The following is a 16,390-nucleotide window of genomic DNA, read 5'->3' as shown; positions in this document are numbered from 1 at the left end:
AGGGCAATCGATGTTCACCGGACTCGTCGAGGAACTCGGCAGCGTTGCCGGTAGCGACGGCGAGCGGTACCGATTCAACGCGGGGGTCGTGCTCGCTGGCAGCGCCATCGACGATTCGATCGCCGTGAACGGCTGCTGCCTGACGGTCGTCGAAGTGGGGGATGGCTGGTGGGAGGCCGACGTCACCGCCGAGACGGCACGTTGCACAGCGCTCGGCTCGCTGGCAGCGGGCGATTCGGTGAACCTTGAGCGCGCAATGCGCTACGCAGACCGGCTCGGCGGCCACATCGTGCAGGGTCATGTGGACGGTGTGGCGACGATCACCCGACCCGGTCCCGACCTGCGCGTCGCTGTGGGATCCGACGGCGGATTGCGCCGGTACCTGGTGGAGAAGGGGTCGGTCACACTCGACGGCGTCAGCCTCACCTGCTTCGACATCGACGACGACGACACCGGCGGATGCGAGTTCTCGGTGGCACTCATCCCACACACGATGGCGTTGACCACCATAGGCACCGCGCAGCCTGGCGATCCCGTCAATCTCGAGGTTGACGTCCTCGCTCGGTACGTCGAGCGTCTACTCGGGCAGAATGGTCCCGGAACCGACCTTGAGTGAATCCGGCATGACCGACCAAAACGAAGCCGAAGGGGCGCCCGCCCAATCGCCGTTCGCTGCCATTCCCGATGCGATCGCAGCTATTGGCCGCGGCGAGATCGTCGTGGTCGTCGACGACGAGGACCGTGAGAACGAGGGCGACCTCATCATGGCGGCTGAGCACGCCACGCAAGAGGCGATGGCCTTCTTCGTCCGTTACACGTCGGGGGTCATCTGTGCTCCCCTGATGGGGGAACGACTCGACGAGCTGGCATTGCCGCTGATGGTGACCGTCAACACCGAGTCGATGCGTACCGCCTACACGGTCACCGTGGATGCAGCCGAAGGCACCACGACCGGAATCTCAGCGGGAGACCGAGCTCGCACCCTGAGCCTGCTCGCCGACCCGAAGTCCATTGCCAATGACTTCAACCGGCCTGGACACGTGCTGCCGTTGCGCTATCGCCCCGGTGGCGTGCTCAAGCGGGCCGGACACACTGAAGCCGCCGTGGATCTCGCCCGGCTAGCGGGGTGCCATCCCGCCGGGGTGCTCTGCGAGGTGGTCAACGACGACGGGACCATGGCCCGCCTGCCGGATCTCGTCGAGTTCTGCGATCAACACAGGTTGCTGCTCATTTCTATCGCCGACCTGATCCGCTACCGGCGTAACAACGAGCGCCTCGTGGATCCGATCGCGCAAGCCCGCATTCCCACCATCTACGGCGAGTTCACGGGGCACGTCTTCCGTGACTTCGACGACACCGAGCACTTGGCGCTCACCTACGGAGCGGTCATGGGCTCCGAGCCGGTGCTGGTGCGCGTTCACAGCGAATGCTTGACCGGCGACATCTTGGCCTCGATGCGCTGCGATTGCGGCGCACAGCTGCACGGCGCCCTCGAGGCCATCGCCGAGTCGGGCGCCGGCGTGCTCGTGTACCTGCGGGGCCACGAGGGCCGCGGCATCGGCATCGGTCACAAGATTGCTGCGTATTCGCTGCAGGACCGGGGTCGTGACACCGTCGACGCCAACCTGGAGCTGGGTCTGCCGGTGGACAGCCGGGAATACGGCATCGGGGCGCAAATCCTGGCCGAGCTTGGCGTGCAGCGGATGCGCCTCATGACGAACAACCCGAACAAGATCGGCGGTCTGTCCGGCTACGGACTCGAGATCGTCGAGCGGGTACCGACCACGGCACCGGCCAACCCGCACAACCAGGCCTACCTGCGCACGAAGAAGATGCGCATGGGCCATCTCATGGACGACCAAGCCCAAAGCGACCTGGGTCTCGAACAGACGTCCCCGCTCGCGGACTAGGGCACAGGGCTCAGGAGACGATCATTGAGATCGGCATCTCGCTGAGTTCGAGGTCGTCGAGATGCCTGCTGCGGGGCTGGGTCAGGGGACGATCTTGGAGATCGGCATCTCGACGATGTCCGTCGCGCCCCTCTCGAGCAGCTCCGGGATGAGCACGTTGATCTCGTGTTTCGGCGCCACGGTCTCGACTGCGTAGGCGTCGCCGCCCCACAGCTCGTTCACGGTCGGGGCCTTCATCGAGGGCAGCACGTCCACCACCGCATCGAGGTGTTCGCGGGCCACGTTCAGCTTGACCAACACCTTGCCGCGGGCGTCGAGCACCCCATCGAGGAGCGTCTTGATCTGCGTCATCGCTCGGCGCTTGGCCGGGTCGTCGTAGGCGGCGCGGTTGGTGAAGATCTCGGTGTAGCTCGTGAGGATCTCGTCGATGATCCGCAGACCGGCGGCCCTCAAGGCCCGGCCCGTCTCGGTGAGGTCGACCACGGCGTCCACGATCTCGGGTGCCTTGGCCTCTGTTGCGCCGTAGCTCAATCGCACATCGGCGTTAACCCCGCGTTCGGCGAAGTGGCGACGGGTGAGTTCGGGATACTCACTCGACACCCGAACCCCGTCAGGCAGGTCGGCGAGTGCCTGGTAGTCGCTGGCTTCGGGCACTGCCACCACGATGTGCACCGGTCGCGCGGTGGCCTTCGAATAGCGCAGCTCGCCGAGCGAGATCACGTCGCTGCTGGTCTCGTCGATCCAATCCCGCCCGGCGATGCCCAGATCGAACAGACCATCGGCAACGTAGGACGGGATTTCCTGGGGCCGCAGGATCCGCACGTCGTCGATGCGCGGGTCGTCAATCGTGGCGCGGTAGTCCACTAACGAGCCCCTGCGCACCGGTAGGTCGGCGTCGGAGAACAATTGCAGAGTTGCCTCTTCGAGAGAACCCTTTGGGAGTACGAGCTTGAGCACGGGCGGTAACGGTACCCGCGGCACCCCGCCGAGCTGTGCTGGTTTTCGCCGTGCGGTGCTGGTCTTGGCGTGCTGGCCCTTGTCGTGCTGGCCCTTGTCGTGCCGTGCGGGTTGCTGCCGTGCGTGGTCTCGACGGCTCAGGCTTCCGATTGGCGCTTGTGGATTTCCACGTAGGCAAGGCGGATTTGCTGCAGAGCGCCCCGCAGCGTCTCACCGGCGGGCAGCTGGTCGGCCAGATGGTCCACGAGCAGTCCCAGCGCATCAATAGGCAGGCGCGCCTCGGCCAGGTCGGGCGGATCCCGCTGCAGGTGAAGTGCCGCCAGCTCGAACAGTCCCATCATGTGGTTCTGCACGATCTCGGCCGCCGGCACCGATACCAGCTGTTCCTGGGCCTCGCGCAGCCGCTCCTGCATCTCGGCCAGCTCTTCGGGATCGAATGGCTCGCCGGTTCGCGGATCGATCGGCAGACCCGTCTCGGGGTCGATGTCAAATGCGCCGCCGTCGTCATCAGCGGAGTACGCGCCGCCGCCGTAATCAGCCTCGCTGGGCGCAGCCTGGGACGGCTCGCCGGTGCCCTCACGAGGTACGTGATGCTCACCCTCCGGTGTCCACAACGTGCTCATCGGCGACCTCTCCAGCTTGTACCACTGTGTTGGCCTGCGCCGCCGCCGCTTCGTACGCAGTGCCGCCCATAGCCAGCGCTGTTACCCTACGGCCCCTACAACTGGAACAAGCGGGGTCTGACCCCCCACCGAACCGCCGCAAGGCGCGTTCCGGTAACGGGTTCGCAACGGATGCCGCGTGGACGAGGAGCGTCCTTTGGACAAGCGAGTACGGCCATAGCACGCGCAAGTGACGGTGACGCCCGGATCAACGAGGACATCAGAGTCCGCGAGGTCCGTCTGGTTGCACCCGACGGCGAGCAGATCGGCATCAAGTCGGTGCCTGAGGCCCTGCAGATCGCACGCAACTTGGACTTGGACCTCGTTGAGGTGGCTCCGAATGCTGCCCCTCCGGTCTGCCGGATCATGGATTACGGCAAGTACAAGTACGAGGCGGCGCAGCGGGCGAAGGAGTCGCGGCGCAAGACGTCGCACGCTGGGCTGAAGGAGATGAAGTACCGGCCCAAGATCGGGTCCGGCGACTTCGGCACCAAGACAACCAAGGTCTGCAAGTTTCTCGAAGACGGCCACAAGGTCAAGGTCACCGTCATGTTCAGAGGGCGCGAGGTGTTCCATCCCGAACTGGGCGGCCAGATCCTGGAGCGTGTCGCCGAGGCAGTCGCCGACGTCGGGAAGGTCGACCAGTTCCCCCGGTTGGACGGGCGCAACATGACCATGTTGTTGAGCCCAGACCGCATCTCGCGTCAGCGTCGCAAAGCCGCAGATCCGCCCAGCGACTGACGCACCGCCGGGCCGCCTAGCGGCCGTCGGACACAGTTCCACAGACTCACGTACCTAGAACACGTGAGCCAGACCGAGTGAGCCAAGAGAGCAAGGCACCCAAACCATGCCCAAGATGAAGACCCACAGCGGCGCCAAGAAGCGCTTCAAGACCACGGGCACCGGCAAGCTCGTTCGCCGCAAGCGGAACCGCAATCACCTGCTCGAGAAAAAGTCATCGGCGCGCAAGCGGCGCTTAGCACTCGAGGGCGAAGTGTCCAGCGCCGATCGCAAGCGAGTCAACCGGATGCTGGGCCGCTGAGCCCCGTATCCGGAGACCCGATCCCATAGAAACGAGAGGATCAACATGGCACGAGCCAAGCGATCCGTGGCCAGTCGCACCCGTCGCAAGGCGACGCTCCAGAAGGCGAAGGGCTACTACGGCAACAAGAGCAGGTCGTTCCGGGCCGCCAACGAGCAGGTCATGCATAGCGGGCAGTACGCGTTCCGCGACCGCAGGGCCCGCAAGGGCGAGTTCCGCCGCCTGTGGATCCAGCGCATCAACGCTGCTGCACGCCAGAACGGCACCACCTACAGCAGACTCATTCACGGGCTGGACGTGGCGGGCATCGTTGTCGACCGCAAGAACCTGGCAGACCTCGCCGTGAGCGATTCCGCAGCGTTCGCCGCGATCGCCGGGCGTGCCGAGGCTGCCCTCACCGACTCGGCCGCCGGTAACGGCGGCGCATACGACCCAGCCGCCTGAGCGCACTCCAGCCGTCACCGCCGTCCCAGAGGCCCAGCGGCCCGTGAGCGCAGCGAACAAGAGCGGCAAGCAAGAGGCTCGCCAGCGAGGTGGCGCATCGGTCGAGGCGCCGTCTCAGGCCGCTTTGTCGCGGCTGTCGCGATTGGTGCGCGACCGGCGCCAGCGCGACGCAACCGGACTTGCCGTCGTCGAGGGACCCAGAGCCGTCGACGGGGCTCTGGCTAGCGGCGCCACGCTCGAAGCCGTTTTTGCCCGCCCGGAGCTGGTCGACCGCTACGCGTCAGCCAGTGCGCCCGACAATCACCCTGATGCAACGCGCCTGGGAATTGGGTTCCGGGAACGAATCGGTGCGATCCATCCCGTTTCCGCCGACGTCCTCGACCCGCTCGCCGATGCCATGAACCCCCAAGGGGTCCTCGCGATCGCACGCTTCGCGGACTCGCCGCTCAGCGCGGCAGTGACGGCGGTGCGGGTCGTGGTGCTCGAAGCAGTGCGCGACCCCGGAAACGCCGGCGCCGTGATCCGTAGCGCAGTCGCCGCAGGATTCGGTGCGGTCATCGCCACTGAGGGCACGACCGATCTGTGGAGCCCAAAGGCGCTCCGAGGTGCCGCGGGGCTGACCTTCGGACCGATGGTCAACCGCGGCCACCCCACCGCTGAAGTGCTTGCTGTCCTCGGAGATGCCGGACACCTGCGTGTACGTGCCGCACCCGACGGCGAGGTGAGACTTGACGAGCTGCCCCACAGTGATCACATGGCACTCGTGGTGGGCAACGAGGCGCACGGACCGTCCGCCGACGCCGTGGCTGGCACCAACATCGCCGTTGCGATTCCCATGCAGCATCCGGTGGACTCGCTCAACGTGGCCGTCGCCGCCGCCGTGCTGATGTACGCCATGCGACCAGATGCGCGGAACTTGCCGACGAATTGAGTTCGCGAATGCACCGCGGACTCGTACCCTGCCTGCCGTGAACGGCCCGGCGCCCGAAGCAGGACTCGACACGTTGCTGGCGGATATCGATGCTGCGCGCACGCAGGGCCTCGCCGCGGTGGCAGCGGCATCTACTGACGACGAGTTGGCGCAGGCCGAATCTGGCTCATTCGGGCGCAGGTCGACGCTGGGCCAGATCAAGCAAGGATTGGGCTCGCTGCCTCCAGAGCTGCGGGCTGCAGCTGGCCGCGCGCTCAATGAGGCCCAGCGGGCGTTGCGCACTGCGCACTCGGAGGCCGCTGACGAGCTCGCTGCTGTCGCACGCCGTGAGCAGTTGCAACGAGAGTGGATGGACCTTACCGAGACGCCGCCGGGACCCGTGCGGGGGCACCTGCACCTGGTCACACAGACCACCGAGCGCCTCGAGGACGTGTTCGTCGGCATGGGCTTCACCGTGTCCGAGGGTCCTCAAGCCGAGACCGACTGGTACAACTTCGAGGCGCTGAACCTGCCCGCTGCGCACCCGGCCCGCTCGATGTGGGACACGCTGTACCTGGACTTGGGCGAGCGAACCGAACTTGGTGACGGCGAGGGCGGCGAGGCGTCCAACGTGCTGCTGCGAACCCACACCTCGCCCGTGCAGATCCGGGTCATGGAGGTTCAGCCGCCGCCGATCTACACGATCTGCCCCGGCCGCGTCTTCCGTCGCGATACGGCCGATGCCAGCCACATGCCGGTGTTCCACCAGATCGAGGGCCTGGTGGTGGACCGGGGCATTTCATTCACAGACCTTGCGGGCACTCTGGAGGAGTTCACCTCGGCGTACTTCGGCAAGTCGATCTCGTCGCGGCTGCGTCCCTCGTACTTCCCGTTCACCGAGCCGTCCGCCGAGTTCGACATCACCTGCGTGCTCTGCGAGGGCTCGGGCTGCCAGACCTGCCAGCGAACCGGCTGGATCGAGCTGGGCGGCTGCGGCATGGTGCATCCCAACGTGCTCTCCAACTGCGGCATCGATTTCGAGGAATGGACCGGATTCGCGTTCGGTTTCGGCATCGACCGGTTGGCGCTGATGCGCCACGGCATCGACGATCTGCGAGACATGTACACCAACGACATCCGGTTCCTCAGCCAGTTCTGATGCGGGGAGTCGCAGGGATGAGTGTTCGCGCACCCGGGGGAGGCATGCCGCGATGAAGGTGCTGTTGAGCTGGCTGCGCGAGTTCGCACCCATTGAGGGCGATCCTGCCGAGCTGGCCGATCACCTGAGCGATCTCGGCATGGCTGTCGAGGAAATGCGCATCTTGCCGTCGCTCGACGGCGTCGTGGTGGCTCGAGTTGCCGGGCTGCGGCCGCATCCAGAGGCCGATCGCATCCAGCTGGTCGATGTGGACCTGCCCGGTGTCAGCGGCGAGGGCACCGACGGAACGTTGCAGGTGTGCTGCGGCGCATTCAACATGTCGGCCGGCGATCTGGTGCCGCTCGCGACGGTCGGCACGACCATGCCGGGCGGCCTCGAGATCGGCAAGCGGCGCATGCGCGGCGAGGTCTCCGAGGGCATGTGCTGCTCGGTCGCCGAGCTGGAACTGGGCACCGATGCCGAGGGCATCATGATCCTGCCCCAGGGATTGGAGCTCGGCGCTCCGCTGATGGACCAGATCGGTCTCGCCGGCGACGTGCTGTTCGACCTCGAGGTCAACCCGAACCGTCCCGACGCGATGTCGGTGGCCGGCGTGGCTCGCGATCTGGCTGCACGCCTCGGCGTCCCGTTCCAGATTCCCAAGCCGATCGTTGCCGAGACCGACGAGGACATCTCGGCGGTGGCCTCGGTGGAGATCATCGACGCGGACCTGTGCGGCCGTTTCGGTGTCCGCGTCATCCGGGACATCTCCATCGGCCAGTCGCCTCTGTGGATGCAATTGCGCCTCACCCTGTGCGGGATGCGACCGATCAACTCGGTCGTGGACGTCTCCAACTACGTGATGCTCGAGCTGGGCACGCCGAACCACACCTACGACCTGGCGCTCGTACCCGATGGTCACTTGGCGACGCGGCGCAGTACCGGTGGTGAGAGCTTGGTGACGCTCGACGGCACCGAACGCGAGATGCTCCGAGGCGACGGCCTGATCGTCGATCGCCACGACCGGCCCATCGGCATCTCGGGCGTCATGGGCGGCGAGAACACCGAGATCAGCGATGCCACAGCGGCGGTGCTGCTCGAGCTCGCCTGGTGGGATCGCCTGTCGATCACCCGCACTTCCCAGCGGCTCGGCCTGCGCTCGGAAGCTTCAATGCGCTTCGAGCGAGGAACTGACTGGGACTTGGTGCCAACAGCGCTCGACCGCTTCTGCGAACTGCTGGACCGCATCACTCCGGACGGGGTGTCGGTCTGCCGCGGTCGCCTCGACGGGCGCGGCGAGCTGCCCGATACGACACGCGTGGCCGTCCGCCCAGCCCGCATGAGTCACCTGCTGGGGCAGCCATTCAGCGAGAGCCAGCTGCGCGCGTTGCTCGACCCGATCGGTCTGCAGTGCGATACCACCGACGACGGTTATCTGGAAGTGACCATTCCCAGCTTCCGTCCCGACGTGGCCACCGAAACCGATGTGGCCGAAGAGGCCGCTCGTCACTACGGCTACGGGCGCCTCGGCAGAACCGTCCCGCGCTCACCTGAGCCAGGCAGGCTGACACCGACACAGCGCCTGCGCCGCGACCTGCGCCGCGTGCTCATCGGCGCTGGCCTGTCCGAAGCAATGCCCAACCCGTTCCTTACACCCGACGCCCTGCGGCGTGCCGGCATCGAAGGCGCCGAGCCAGTCCGCCTGCTGAACCCGCTCGCCACCGAGGAATCGGTCTTGCGCCCGTCGCTGCTGCCTGGCCTGCTCACCGCGGCCGCATACAACACGTCCCACCGCAACGAGACTGTGTCGTTGTTCGAGATGGGCGTGGTGTTCGGCCAGCCGCCAGTCACATCGTCTCCAGCTACGCCGTCGAATGGCGCGCTTCCGACCGAAACTGAACAGCTCGGCGCCATTTGGGCCGGCGGCGAGGCGGCAGATCCAGTACGGCTGTGGGACCTCATCGCTGTCGCGTTTGGGCTCGATGCCTCGCTGGTGAACACAAGCGACCTGGACGGCATGCATCCGGTCCGGGCGGCACAAATCATGCTCGAAGGACATGCCATTGGCCACGTGGGCGAGGTCGATCCGGTTGTGTGCGAGCGCCACGGTCTCGCCCAGCGCTGCGCTTGGCTGCAGCTCGACATGGAGCCCCTGCTCGAAACAGCGGCCGCAACCGCCGACCGGCCCTACCAGCTGGTCTCGACGTATCCCTCGAGCGACATCGACCTCGCATTCAGCGTGCCCGACGGCGTTCAAACCTCACAGATTCGAGACACGCTGCGGTCCGCCGGCGGCAGCGAGCTTCGCTCAGTCGAGCTCTTCGACGTCTACCGAGGCGATCAGATGGCCCCAGGCACCCGCTCGCTGGCGTTCCGTCTGCGGCTGCAGGCCGACAACCGCACGCTCACCGACGAACAGGTGGCAGAGATCCGCCAGCAATGCATCGAGGCGGTCGAAACCACCCACAACGCCTACCTCCGCTAACCCCGGGCACCGCCAGATCAGTAGCCGAGATCCAGGTACACCGGCCCGATCAGCGGTTCGCCTGCGAGCCTGAACGCGACGTTCGCCTCGACACGCTCCGCCAGCAGGATCAAGCCCATCTCGGGCGTGTTGCCGATGTGTGGCGTGATGAGGCAATTGGGCAGGGTCCACAGCGGATGGTCCGCAGGCAGTGGTTCCGGATCAGTCACATCCAGGGCAGCGCCGCCGATCTGGTCCGTTCTCAGGGCCTCCACGAGGTCATCGGTGACGATGTGGCCGCCGCGGGCCACGTTGATGACCCAGGCATGATCAGGCAGGGCAGCAAGCTCCGTGGCGCCGATGATCCCGGCAGTGTCGGGCGTGAGAGCGAGGGCCAGCACGAGCACATCGGTGCCCGGAAGGACATCGGCGAGCGCATCGGGCCCGACCACCCTCGCAGCACCATCCATCGACTCGGGGTGATTGCGCAGCACCGTCACGTTGCAGCCGAACGGCGCGAGCAGACGCAGCAACGAGTTCGTGATGCCGCCGCCACCCAGCACTGTCACCTCCGCACCCAGCAGGTTTCGTCCCTCGGGTGCGCCCCACGCCTCGGCGCGGGCGTAGGTCGCCATTCCCCGCATGCCTGCCAGCGCCAGCATGAGCGCGTGCTCGGCAACAGGCTCTGCGTAGACGCCCTTGCCGCAGTACCACTCGACGTCGGGTCGAGCAGTCACGATGTCAACGACTGGTTCGATGCCGGCATAGGGGAGCTGCACCCATTCGATACCGGGATTGGCGTCCACCATCTCGCCGATCAGTTGCGCTTGGGCCGGCTCGGCCCACACGAGCGCTGATGCCGCTTGCGGAGCGCTCAGCGTGCCGCCACCGCGCTTGACAGCTTCGGCCAGCACGGGACGCCGCCAGCAGTCAGGCTCGACGGCGACCAGCACGCTCACGGCGTTGACCGCCGTCCGTTTCGTACTCGCTTCACGTCCGCACCAGTCAGCGAACGTCGGCAGCCAGGCCGCCGTCGGGAGCGATGATCTCGCCGGTCACGAAACTGGCCTCGTCGCTGCACAGGTACAGGCAGGCGTTGGCGATGTCGGCTGGCTCGCCGAGGCGCCCCAAGGGCGTTTCCCTCTCGCGCTCGCGCACCCACTCGTCGCTGTCGGTCATGAACGCCGTCATCGACGTGCGGATGTACCCCGGAGCGACTGCGTTCACCCGGATGCTGTACCGGCTGAGTTCGAGGGCAGCGCATCGTGTCAGCATCCACACACCGGCCTTCGACACGCAGTAATCCGAGCCCGCCGGCAGCGCCATGAGGCCTGCCACCGAGGAGATGTTCACGATGGCGCCGCCCCCGCTGTCACGCATGCGGCGCGCTACCGACTGGTTCGTCAGCATGACGCCTGTCAGATTCACGTCGAGCACTCTCTGCCAAGACTCGAGTGACTTCTCGAGCAGCCACTGATCGCCTCTGCGGTAGACGTCCTGGCCTGGCTGCTCGGGTACTTCGCGGCTGATATAGCCGGCGTGGGAGATGCCAGCAGCAGCCACGCAGGCGTCGAGCCGCCCGAACGCAGCCACGGCGGCGTCGGCCATCGCCTCGTTCTGATCTGGATCGGAGGTGTCGACTTGGGTCCAGGTTGCCGAGCGGCCACGGTTGGTGATCTCGGCCGCCACTGCTTCGGCCCGATCCGGGTTCAGGTCGGCCACGACCACCGAGGCACCCTCTTGCGAGAATCTCAGCGCGCACGCCCGGCCTATGCCTGACGCAGCACCGGTGATCACGGCGACCTTGCCTTCCATGCGACCCGCTCGGCTGCTTGACGCTGCTCCATGCGGCGCCGTGCCTTCGTTGTCTGCCATCGCCGGTGTCCTCTCGTCGTGCTCCGGTTGGGACCTCGTCGTTATGTGTCGCTGGGCGCGCCGCTCAGCGGCCGGCCGCCATCACGCCGCCGTCGGGGAAGATGATCTCGCCGGTCACGAAGCTGGCGTCGTCGCTGCACAGATACAAGCACGCGTTGGCGATGTCGTCGGGGACGCCGAGCCGTCCCAGCGGCGTCTCGCGTTCACGTGCAGCCACCCAGCGCTCGTTGCCGAGCACGGCTCCGCTCATCGAGGTCTGGATATAGCCCGGTCCGACTGCATTGACGCGAATGCCATAGCGACTCAGTTCCAGCGCCGCGCACCTCGTCAGCATCCATACGCCCGCCTTTGAGACGCAGTAATCAGCGCTGCCCTTCAGCACGTTGGTGCCTGCGATCGACGAGATGTTGACAATGGCACCGCCGCCGGTCTCGGTCATCTTGCGAGCCACGGCCTGGTTAGTGAGCATCACGCCGGTGAGGTTCACGTCGAGCACTCGCTGCCACGACTCGAGCGACTTGTCGATGAAGAACATGTCGCCCCGGTCGAAGCGGTCGTTTCCGGCTTGATCGTCGATCTCGCGGCTCACGTAGCCGGCGTGCGAGATTCCCGCAGCGGCCACGCACGCGTCAATGCGCCCGAACGCGTCGACTGCGGCGTCGGCCATCGCGTCGTTCTGTTCCTGGCTCGATGTGTCGACGGCGACCGCGACCGCGGGGCTGCCCAGAGCAGTGATCTCGTCGACCACGTTGGCTGCACGATCCGGATTGAGGTCGGCCACCACAATCGAGGCGCCTTCAACAGCGAAGCGGAGTCCGCATGCCCGCCCGATCCCCGACGCCCCGCCGGTGATCACCGCCACCTTGCCGTCCATGCGGCCCGTCGAGTTGTTATTCAATGCCATTGGTCCTCCAGCGATCACGCCGACCCTGATCTCGAATCACAGCCGGGCTCGGCTCGTTGTGCGCCCAAGATCATGCCCCACCTGCGCTCGCGGGGTCGATTCAAGACGCCGGCCGGGCCGGGCTGGCTCAGTTCGAGCCGCCCACCCGAGCGGTGAGTTCCTCGCGGCGTCGGCGGATGAGCCGCCAGGTGACGCGGCGCTCCTTCGGCGAGATGCCCATGGCCTGGCGGATGGTGTCCTGATTGACGGACTCGGGCGCCGGAGAGAAGCCGATCTCGGCCGCCATGCGCACGCCGTTTCGGGCGAAGAAGGACGAGGCGATGCGCTCGAACTGCGCGAGCACCTCCATGTCAGGCTCCAACTCGCCGATGACCGAGTTCAGGTATGCGAAGTTCTTCACGAACAGCATCAGCTCTTTGGGAATGCGCGCCCCGTTCGCCAACAGGCCCGAGATCAGGGCCCGAAACTCGGCGGTGAACTCTTCTTCGGTCAGCTCAAGCGGGTCGAAACCTGACCGGTCCAATTGCAGGTCAGCGATGACCCGTTCTGGGCGGCTGCCGGGTCCGAACGCGCCCAAGTCCGACATGCCGTCGATCTGTGCCCGCAGATCGCCGGTGATGAGGCCCACGACGTAGCGCAGGAAGGCGATGCGTCGGGCGCCCTCGAGGCGACCGGTGATGCCGAAGTCCACCAGGCCCACAGTCGGCGGGCCACCGCCAACCGCAGCAGTGTCGACGAAGACGTTGCCGGCGTGGAAGTCGCCGTGGAACACGCCCGACAAGCACGCCCCTTCCAGCAGCGCGTCGAGCATCTGCCGAAAGATCGCCTCGGCCTCGCCTTCGGCAAGGTCGCCAGGCTGCAGATCGCTGAGCGGTCTGCCTTGGACGCGGCTCATGACGATCACACGCTCGGTGACGGCGTCGAGGTGTGGTTCGGGAACCTGCCAGCGTCCGGGCGCCGTTGTGTGCAATGCGCGCTCGACCTCGAACAGGTTCGCCACCTCGACGCGAAAGTCCAATTCCTCCGAGATCGTCTCAGCGAAGAGTTCCACCAGCGCAGGCGGATTTGCCAGCGCTGCGATGGGGATGCGGCCCACCAGCTTGGGCGCAAGCCAGGCCAGCACGGCGAGGTCTCGCTTGACGCGCCGACGGATGCGGGGCCGCTGCACCTTGACCATCACGAGCGAGCCGTCCGTCAGCGTGCCCTCGTGCACCTGAGCGATGGAGGCCGCAGCGGTCACCTCACTTCGGATGTCGGAGAATCGCTGTTCCAGCGGACCGAGCTCGGCCTCGAGGATCTTTCGGATTGCCGGCCACGGATCGGCAGGCACCCGGTCGAGGCAGCGACGGCACTCGAACACGAGGGCGTCGGGAAAGACACCTTCACCGGCCGCGATGAGCTGCGCGAGCTTGATGTACGCCGGACCCAGCTTCACTGCAGCACGGCGCAAGCGACGGTAGGTGCGCACTCGGCGCTCAGAGGCATCGAGCCGTCGATCCAGCAGGCGCCCTGCGTACACAGCCCATCCGATCCGTGCGGCGGTGATCGTCAGCCGTCCGAGCGGCGGGAACTTCGGGCGCGCGATCAGCTCAGGCACTTCCGCCCTGATGGCCTGGCGCAACGGCGCCACCGATGCGAGGTACCGGTCGTGTTCAGCGGAGGCTGCGTGACTTGCCGGCAGCCGTTCGGGCGGGAGCGTGCCGGCCTTGAAGCGATTGCGGTTCGAGCCCTGCGAAGCGGATCCGGGCGGGTGGACCACGAGGCGCATTCGCGCGGGCCCCCAGATGCCCATCGAGAGCGGCTTCCACTCCACCGGTTCGCTCAGCTCGAAGCTCTCGACTCGTTCGACGAACGTTCGAAGCGCTTCTTGGAGCTCTGCACGAGCGAGGAACGCGCCCAGACAGTGGTGTGCCCCGCTGCCGAAGCCGAGATGAGGCTGATCGCGAGGTGCCAGGGGATCGAATTCGTACGGATCAAGTGCCTGCGCATTCGGCGTCCGCTCATCGAGCGTCGCGTCATGTGTGTCCGTGATGCCGTTGTGCGGGGCGTGGGCACTGTCTGCGTTCGTCCCCGCGTGTGCCGGGCAGCCTCCCGAGAGGCTCGCGGCGTGCAGCCCGACCATGATCGTCGTGCCTGCGGGGAACGCCAGTCCGTCCACGACGACGTCGCGGATGGCAATCCTCGCGGCAATTCGGACGGCTCCGATGTAGCGAAGCGATTCTTCGACGAATTGGGGGATCTGCGACGGGTCCTCTCGGAGCGCCGCGTATTGCTCGGGCCTGTCGGCAAGCACTGCGAGCGTCGCTCCCAGCTGGTTGCGGGTGGTGTCGGTGCCCGCGAGCAGCAGCGCCTCGACCATGCCGATCAGCTCATCAGCGCTCAGCCGGTCCCCGTCTCCGGAGATCGCGATGAGTTCTGACAGCAGATCGTCCGCGGGTGCCTGCCGCCGGCGATCAAGCAGGTCGATGACGTAGGCCGCCAATTCGGCCTGGGCCGCGGCGATGTCTCCCAGCTTGGCCATGACGGCTTCCGCGTTGCCGTCGAAGAGACCGAAGATCGTCTCGGCCCATCGACCGAAGGTCTCCCAGTCGTCGTCGGTCACGCCCAGCAGACGGCAGATGACCGGTACCGGATACGGGCTGCACAGCTCGCCGACGACTTCGCCGCCTCCAGCAGCGACCAGCGGTTCGATGAGCGCCGCGGCGTGCTGGGCCATGAACGGCCTGAGGCGATCGGCGGCCGCCGGGGTGAATGCGGGTCCGAACAGCCTCCGTAGCCGGCGATGGTCGTCACCTTCGAGCGAGAGCACGTTGGGTCGTGCCGTGCGCGATACGGGCGTGCCGTCGCTGTCGTCGCCGGGAGCGCTGCGCTGAGCGAGCGCCATCAGAGCGGAGACGTCGACCGATGGGTTCTCCATGCCGTCGAGCATCGAGACGCCTGCCAGCACCGAAATCCAATTTGGGTCGCGCAGGATGCTGCGGGCCTGGCTGTAGCCGTGCACGAAGAGCCCGAACGGTGTGCGCACCACCCAGTCGCCGGTGCGGTCGAGATCTCGGCTGAGGGCCACCAGATCTGCGAAGTTGCCGAACGCAAAATCTGCGAAAGGAATGGCGCCAGCCTGGTCAACCGACCGCTTCGGCAGTAGCGCCGTCACTCGGGTTGTCGCAGCAGTCACGCCCCTATCTCATCACGCATGCCGCCCGGTTCCACCGCGCATCGCGTCGGCATCGGTCAGCTGGCACGACAAACTGCGTTGGTGCGCCACCGCCGCCGGTTGACGGCGACCATCGTCATCGTGCTGGTGCTCGGCGCGTGCTCGGTGCATGAGTCGACCCGGTCAGGGGGCTTGGTCCCTCCGGCCAGTCCTTCGGTAACTGCGCCGCCGTTACCGACCGTCGTGACGATTTCCGTCGATGACGACCTCAGCGCCGCCTTAGGTGATACCTCACGGGCGTCGTCGCCTCTTTCGACCGCCGCGACTCTCGCAGAGCCCGCCGTCACAGAGTCGCCGAATGCGACCAGTTCCGGGGCCCAGGACCCAGCGGTTACGCAAACGACCACTCATTCGTCTCCGACGGTTCAGCCCGGCACTCGTGCCGATGCGGATCAGGTGCTTGCGACGGCTGTGCCTCTCGACGGCTTCGGTGAGGGCCTGTTGGCCGTCAGCGGCCCAGCCGGTTCGAGCGTGTGGCCGGTCATCGTCGCCGACACGCCCGAGGCGCGCCAGCGGGGCCTCATGGGTGTCACTGACTTCGCGGCACTCGGTGGCTACGCAGCGATGGTGTTCGTCTTCGACAGTGACACAAGCGGTGCCTTCTGGATGCGCGATACGCCCCTGCCGCTGCGGATCACGTACGTGGACGCGGGCGGCGTCGTGGTCTCTGCAACCGACATGGTTCCATGTCTGCCGCCGACGCCTTCTCAAGAGTGCGACCGGTACTACCCCAACGGCCCGTATCGCATTGCTGTCGAACATCCCTGGAGCCCCGACTACGACCTGGGTCTCGGCACCGCTACGACCGTCACACTGGAGCGCTGAAGGTCCTGGGGCCTGCCAAACGCACCTCGCATCGGATCGTCCAGA

Annotated in this window: 15 protein-coding genes; 9 read left to right on the top strand and 6 right to left on the bottom strand. The window is 66.5% G+C overall.

Annotated elements, in window-relative coordinates; all coding sequences use genetic code 11:
- Positions 1 to 10 precede the first annotated feature (10 nt).
- A complete protein-coding gene (locus ACOOHB_RS07710; RefSeq protein ID WP_420444208.1) occupies positions 11 to 616 on the top strand; it encodes a riboflavin synthase in 606 nt (201 codons plus the stop codon).
- A 7-nt stretch (positions 617 to 623) separates the two neighbouring features.
- Positions 624 to 1,910, top strand: a complete 1,287-nt coding sequence (locus tag ACOOHB_RS07705) for a bifunctional 3,4-dihydroxy-2-butanone-4-phosphate synthase/GTP cyclohydrolase II (RefSeq protein ID WP_420444207.1) — start codon at positions 624 to 626, stop codon at positions 1,908 to 1,910.
- 81 nt (positions 1,911 to 1,991) lie between these two features.
- Here the strand turns inward: ACOOHB_RS07705 and hisG are convergent, their stop codons facing one another.
- Together hisG and ACOOHB_RS07695 are read right to left on the bottom strand one after the other, a co-directional pair.
- Positions 1,992 to 2,867 (bottom strand): ATP phosphoribosyltransferase, encoded by an 876-nt coding sequence (gene hisG / locus ACOOHB_RS07700; RefSeq protein ID WP_420444206.1) that lies wholly within the window; start codon positions 2,865 to 2,867, stop codon positions 1,992 to 1,994.
- Between the two features lie 137 nt (positions 2,868 to 3,004).
- On the bottom strand, positions 3,005 to 3,490 hold the full coding sequence (locus tag ACOOHB_RS07695) for a hypothetical protein (protein WP_420444205.1): 486 nt from the start codon (positions 3,488 to 3,490) through the stop codon (positions 3,005 to 3,007).
- A gap of 171 nt (positions 3,491 to 3,661) precedes the next feature.
- Between ACOOHB_RS07695 and infC the strand changes: the two genes are divergently transcribed.
- From infC to pheT, 6 genes are all read left to right on the top strand, one after another.
- Positions 3,662 to 4,270 carry a translation initiation factor IF-3 gene (gene infC, locus ACOOHB_RS07690; RefSeq protein WP_420444204.1) on the top strand — a complete coding sequence of 203 codons (609 nt, stop codon included), beginning with the start codon at positions 3,662 to 3,664 and terminating at the stop codon, positions 4,268 to 4,270.
- A gap of 106 nt (positions 4,271 to 4,376) precedes the next feature.
- Positions 4,377 to 4,571 (top strand): 50S ribosomal protein L35, encoded by a 195-nt coding sequence (gene rpmI / locus ACOOHB_RS07685; protein WP_420444203.1) that lies wholly within the window; start codon positions 4,377 to 4,379, stop codon positions 4,569 to 4,571.
- Positions 4,572 to 4,616: 45 nt separating this feature from the next.
- Complete coding sequence (rplT, locus tag ACOOHB_RS07680) at positions 4,617 to 5,015, top strand: 50S ribosomal protein L20 (protein WP_420444202.1); 399 nt, start codon at positions 4,617 to 4,619, stop codon at positions 5,013 to 5,015.
- Between the two features lie 43 nt (positions 5,016 to 5,058).
- Entirely contained in the window at positions 5,059 to 5,946 is an 888-nt protein-coding gene (locus ACOOHB_RS07675; protein WP_420444201.1) for a TrmH family RNA methyltransferase, read from the top strand.
- Between the two features lie 76 nt (positions 5,947 to 6,022).
- Positions 6,023 to 7,084: a phenylalanine--tRNA ligase subunit alpha gene (pheS, locus tag ACOOHB_RS07670; protein ID WP_420444682.1), complete on the top strand. Its 1,062-nt coding sequence runs from the start codon at positions 6,023 to 6,025 to the stop codon at positions 7,082 to 7,084.
- A 52-nt stretch (positions 7,085 to 7,136) separates the two neighbouring features.
- Positions 7,137 to 9,548: a phenylalanine--tRNA ligase subunit beta gene (gene pheT / locus ACOOHB_RS07665; protein ID WP_420444200.1), complete on the top strand. Its 2,412-nt coding sequence runs from the start codon at positions 7,137 to 7,139 to the stop codon at positions 9,546 to 9,548.
- Between the two features lie 17 nt (positions 9,549 to 9,565).
- Here the strand turns inward: pheT and ACOOHB_RS07660 are convergent, their stop codons facing one another.
- The 4 genes from ACOOHB_RS07660 to ACOOHB_RS07645 form a co-directional block, all read right to left on the bottom strand.
- Positions 9,566 to 10,486 carry a D-isomer specific 2-hydroxyacid dehydrogenase family protein gene (locus ACOOHB_RS07660; protein ID WP_420444199.1) on the bottom strand — a complete coding sequence of 307 codons (921 nt, stop codon included), beginning with the start codon at positions 10,484 to 10,486 and terminating at the stop codon, positions 9,566 to 9,568.
- Between the two features lie 46 nt (positions 10,487 to 10,532).
- On the bottom strand, positions 10,533 to 11,402 hold the full coding sequence (locus ACOOHB_RS07655; protein ID WP_420444198.1) for an SDR family NAD(P)-dependent oxidoreductase: 870 nt from the start codon (positions 11,400 to 11,402) through the stop codon (positions 10,533 to 10,535).
- 64 nt (positions 11,403 to 11,466) lie between these two features.
- The gene (locus ACOOHB_RS07650; RefSeq protein ID WP_420444197.1) at positions 11,467 to 12,306 is read right to left on the bottom strand and encodes an SDR family NAD(P)-dependent oxidoreductase; all 840 of its coding nucleotides are present in this window, start codon (positions 12,304 to 12,306) and stop codon (positions 11,467 to 11,469) included.
- Between the two features lie 127 nt (positions 12,307 to 12,433).
- On the bottom strand, positions 12,434 to 15,481 hold the full coding sequence (locus ACOOHB_RS07645; RefSeq protein WP_420444196.1) for a cytochrome P450: 3,048 nt from the start codon (positions 15,479 to 15,481) through the stop codon (positions 12,434 to 12,436).
- 18 nt (positions 15,482 to 15,499) lie between these two features.
- Here ACOOHB_RS07645 and ACOOHB_RS07640 point away from each other — a divergent pair, with 18 nt between their 5' ends.
- On the top strand, positions 15,500 to 16,345 hold the full coding sequence (locus ACOOHB_RS07640) for a DUF192 domain-containing protein (RefSeq protein WP_420444195.1): 846 nt from the start codon (positions 15,500 to 15,502) through the stop codon (positions 16,343 to 16,345).
- Positions 16,346 to 16,390: the final 45 nt, after the last annotated feature.

Source organism: Candidatus Poriferisodalis sp. (genome assembly GCF_965215815.1).
Taxonomy (GTDB): domain Bacteria; phylum Actinomycetota; class Acidimicrobiia; order Acidimicrobiales; family Poriferisodalaceae; genus Poriferisodalis.
Note: the sequence above shows the minus strand (reverse complement) of the source record. Positions and strands in the feature narration are given on the sequence as shown.

What these genes read in the sequence shown, in the direction of transcription:
- ACOOHB_RS07710 (WP_420444208.1), top strand. Translation starts at nt 11, where the DNA reads ATGTTCACCGGACTCGTCGAGGAACTCGGCAGCGTTGCCGGTAGCGAC.
- ACOOHB_RS07705 (WP_420444207.1), top strand. Translation starts at nt 624, where the DNA reads ATGACCGACCAAAACGAAGCCGAAGGGGCGCCCGCCCAATCGCCGTTC.
- ACOOHB_RS07695 (WP_420444205.1), bottom strand. Translation starts at nt 3,490, where the DNA reads ATGAGCACGTTGTGGACACCGGAGGGTGAGCATCACGTACCTCGTGAG.
- infC (WP_420444204.1), top strand. Translation starts at nt 3,662, where the DNA reads ATGCCGCGTGGACGAGGAGCGTCCTTTGGACAAGCGAGTACGGCCATA.
- rpmI (WP_420444203.1), top strand. Translation starts at nt 4,377, where the DNA reads ATGCCCAAGATGAAGACCCACAGCGGCGCCAAGAAGCGCTTCAAGACC.
- rplT (WP_420444202.1), top strand. Translation starts at nt 4,617, where the DNA reads ATGGCACGAGCCAAGCGATCCGTGGCCAGTCGCACCCGTCGCAAGGCG.
- pheT (WP_420444200.1), top strand. Translation starts at nt 7,137, where the DNA reads ATGAAGGTGCTGTTGAGCTGGCTGCGCGAGTTCGCACCCATTGAGGGC.
- ACOOHB_RS07655 (WP_420444198.1), bottom strand. Translation starts at nt 11,402, where the DNA reads ATGGCAGACAACGAAGGCACGGCGCCGCATGGAGCAGCGTCAAGCAGC.
- ACOOHB_RS07650 (WP_420444197.1), bottom strand. Translation starts at nt 12,306, where the DNA reads ATGGCATTGAATAACAACTCGACGGGCCGCATGGACGGCAAGGTGGCG.
- ACOOHB_RS07640 (WP_420444195.1), top strand. Translation starts at nt 15,500, where the DNA reads ATGCCGCCCGGTTCCACCGCGCATCGCGTCGGCATCGGTCAGCTGGCA.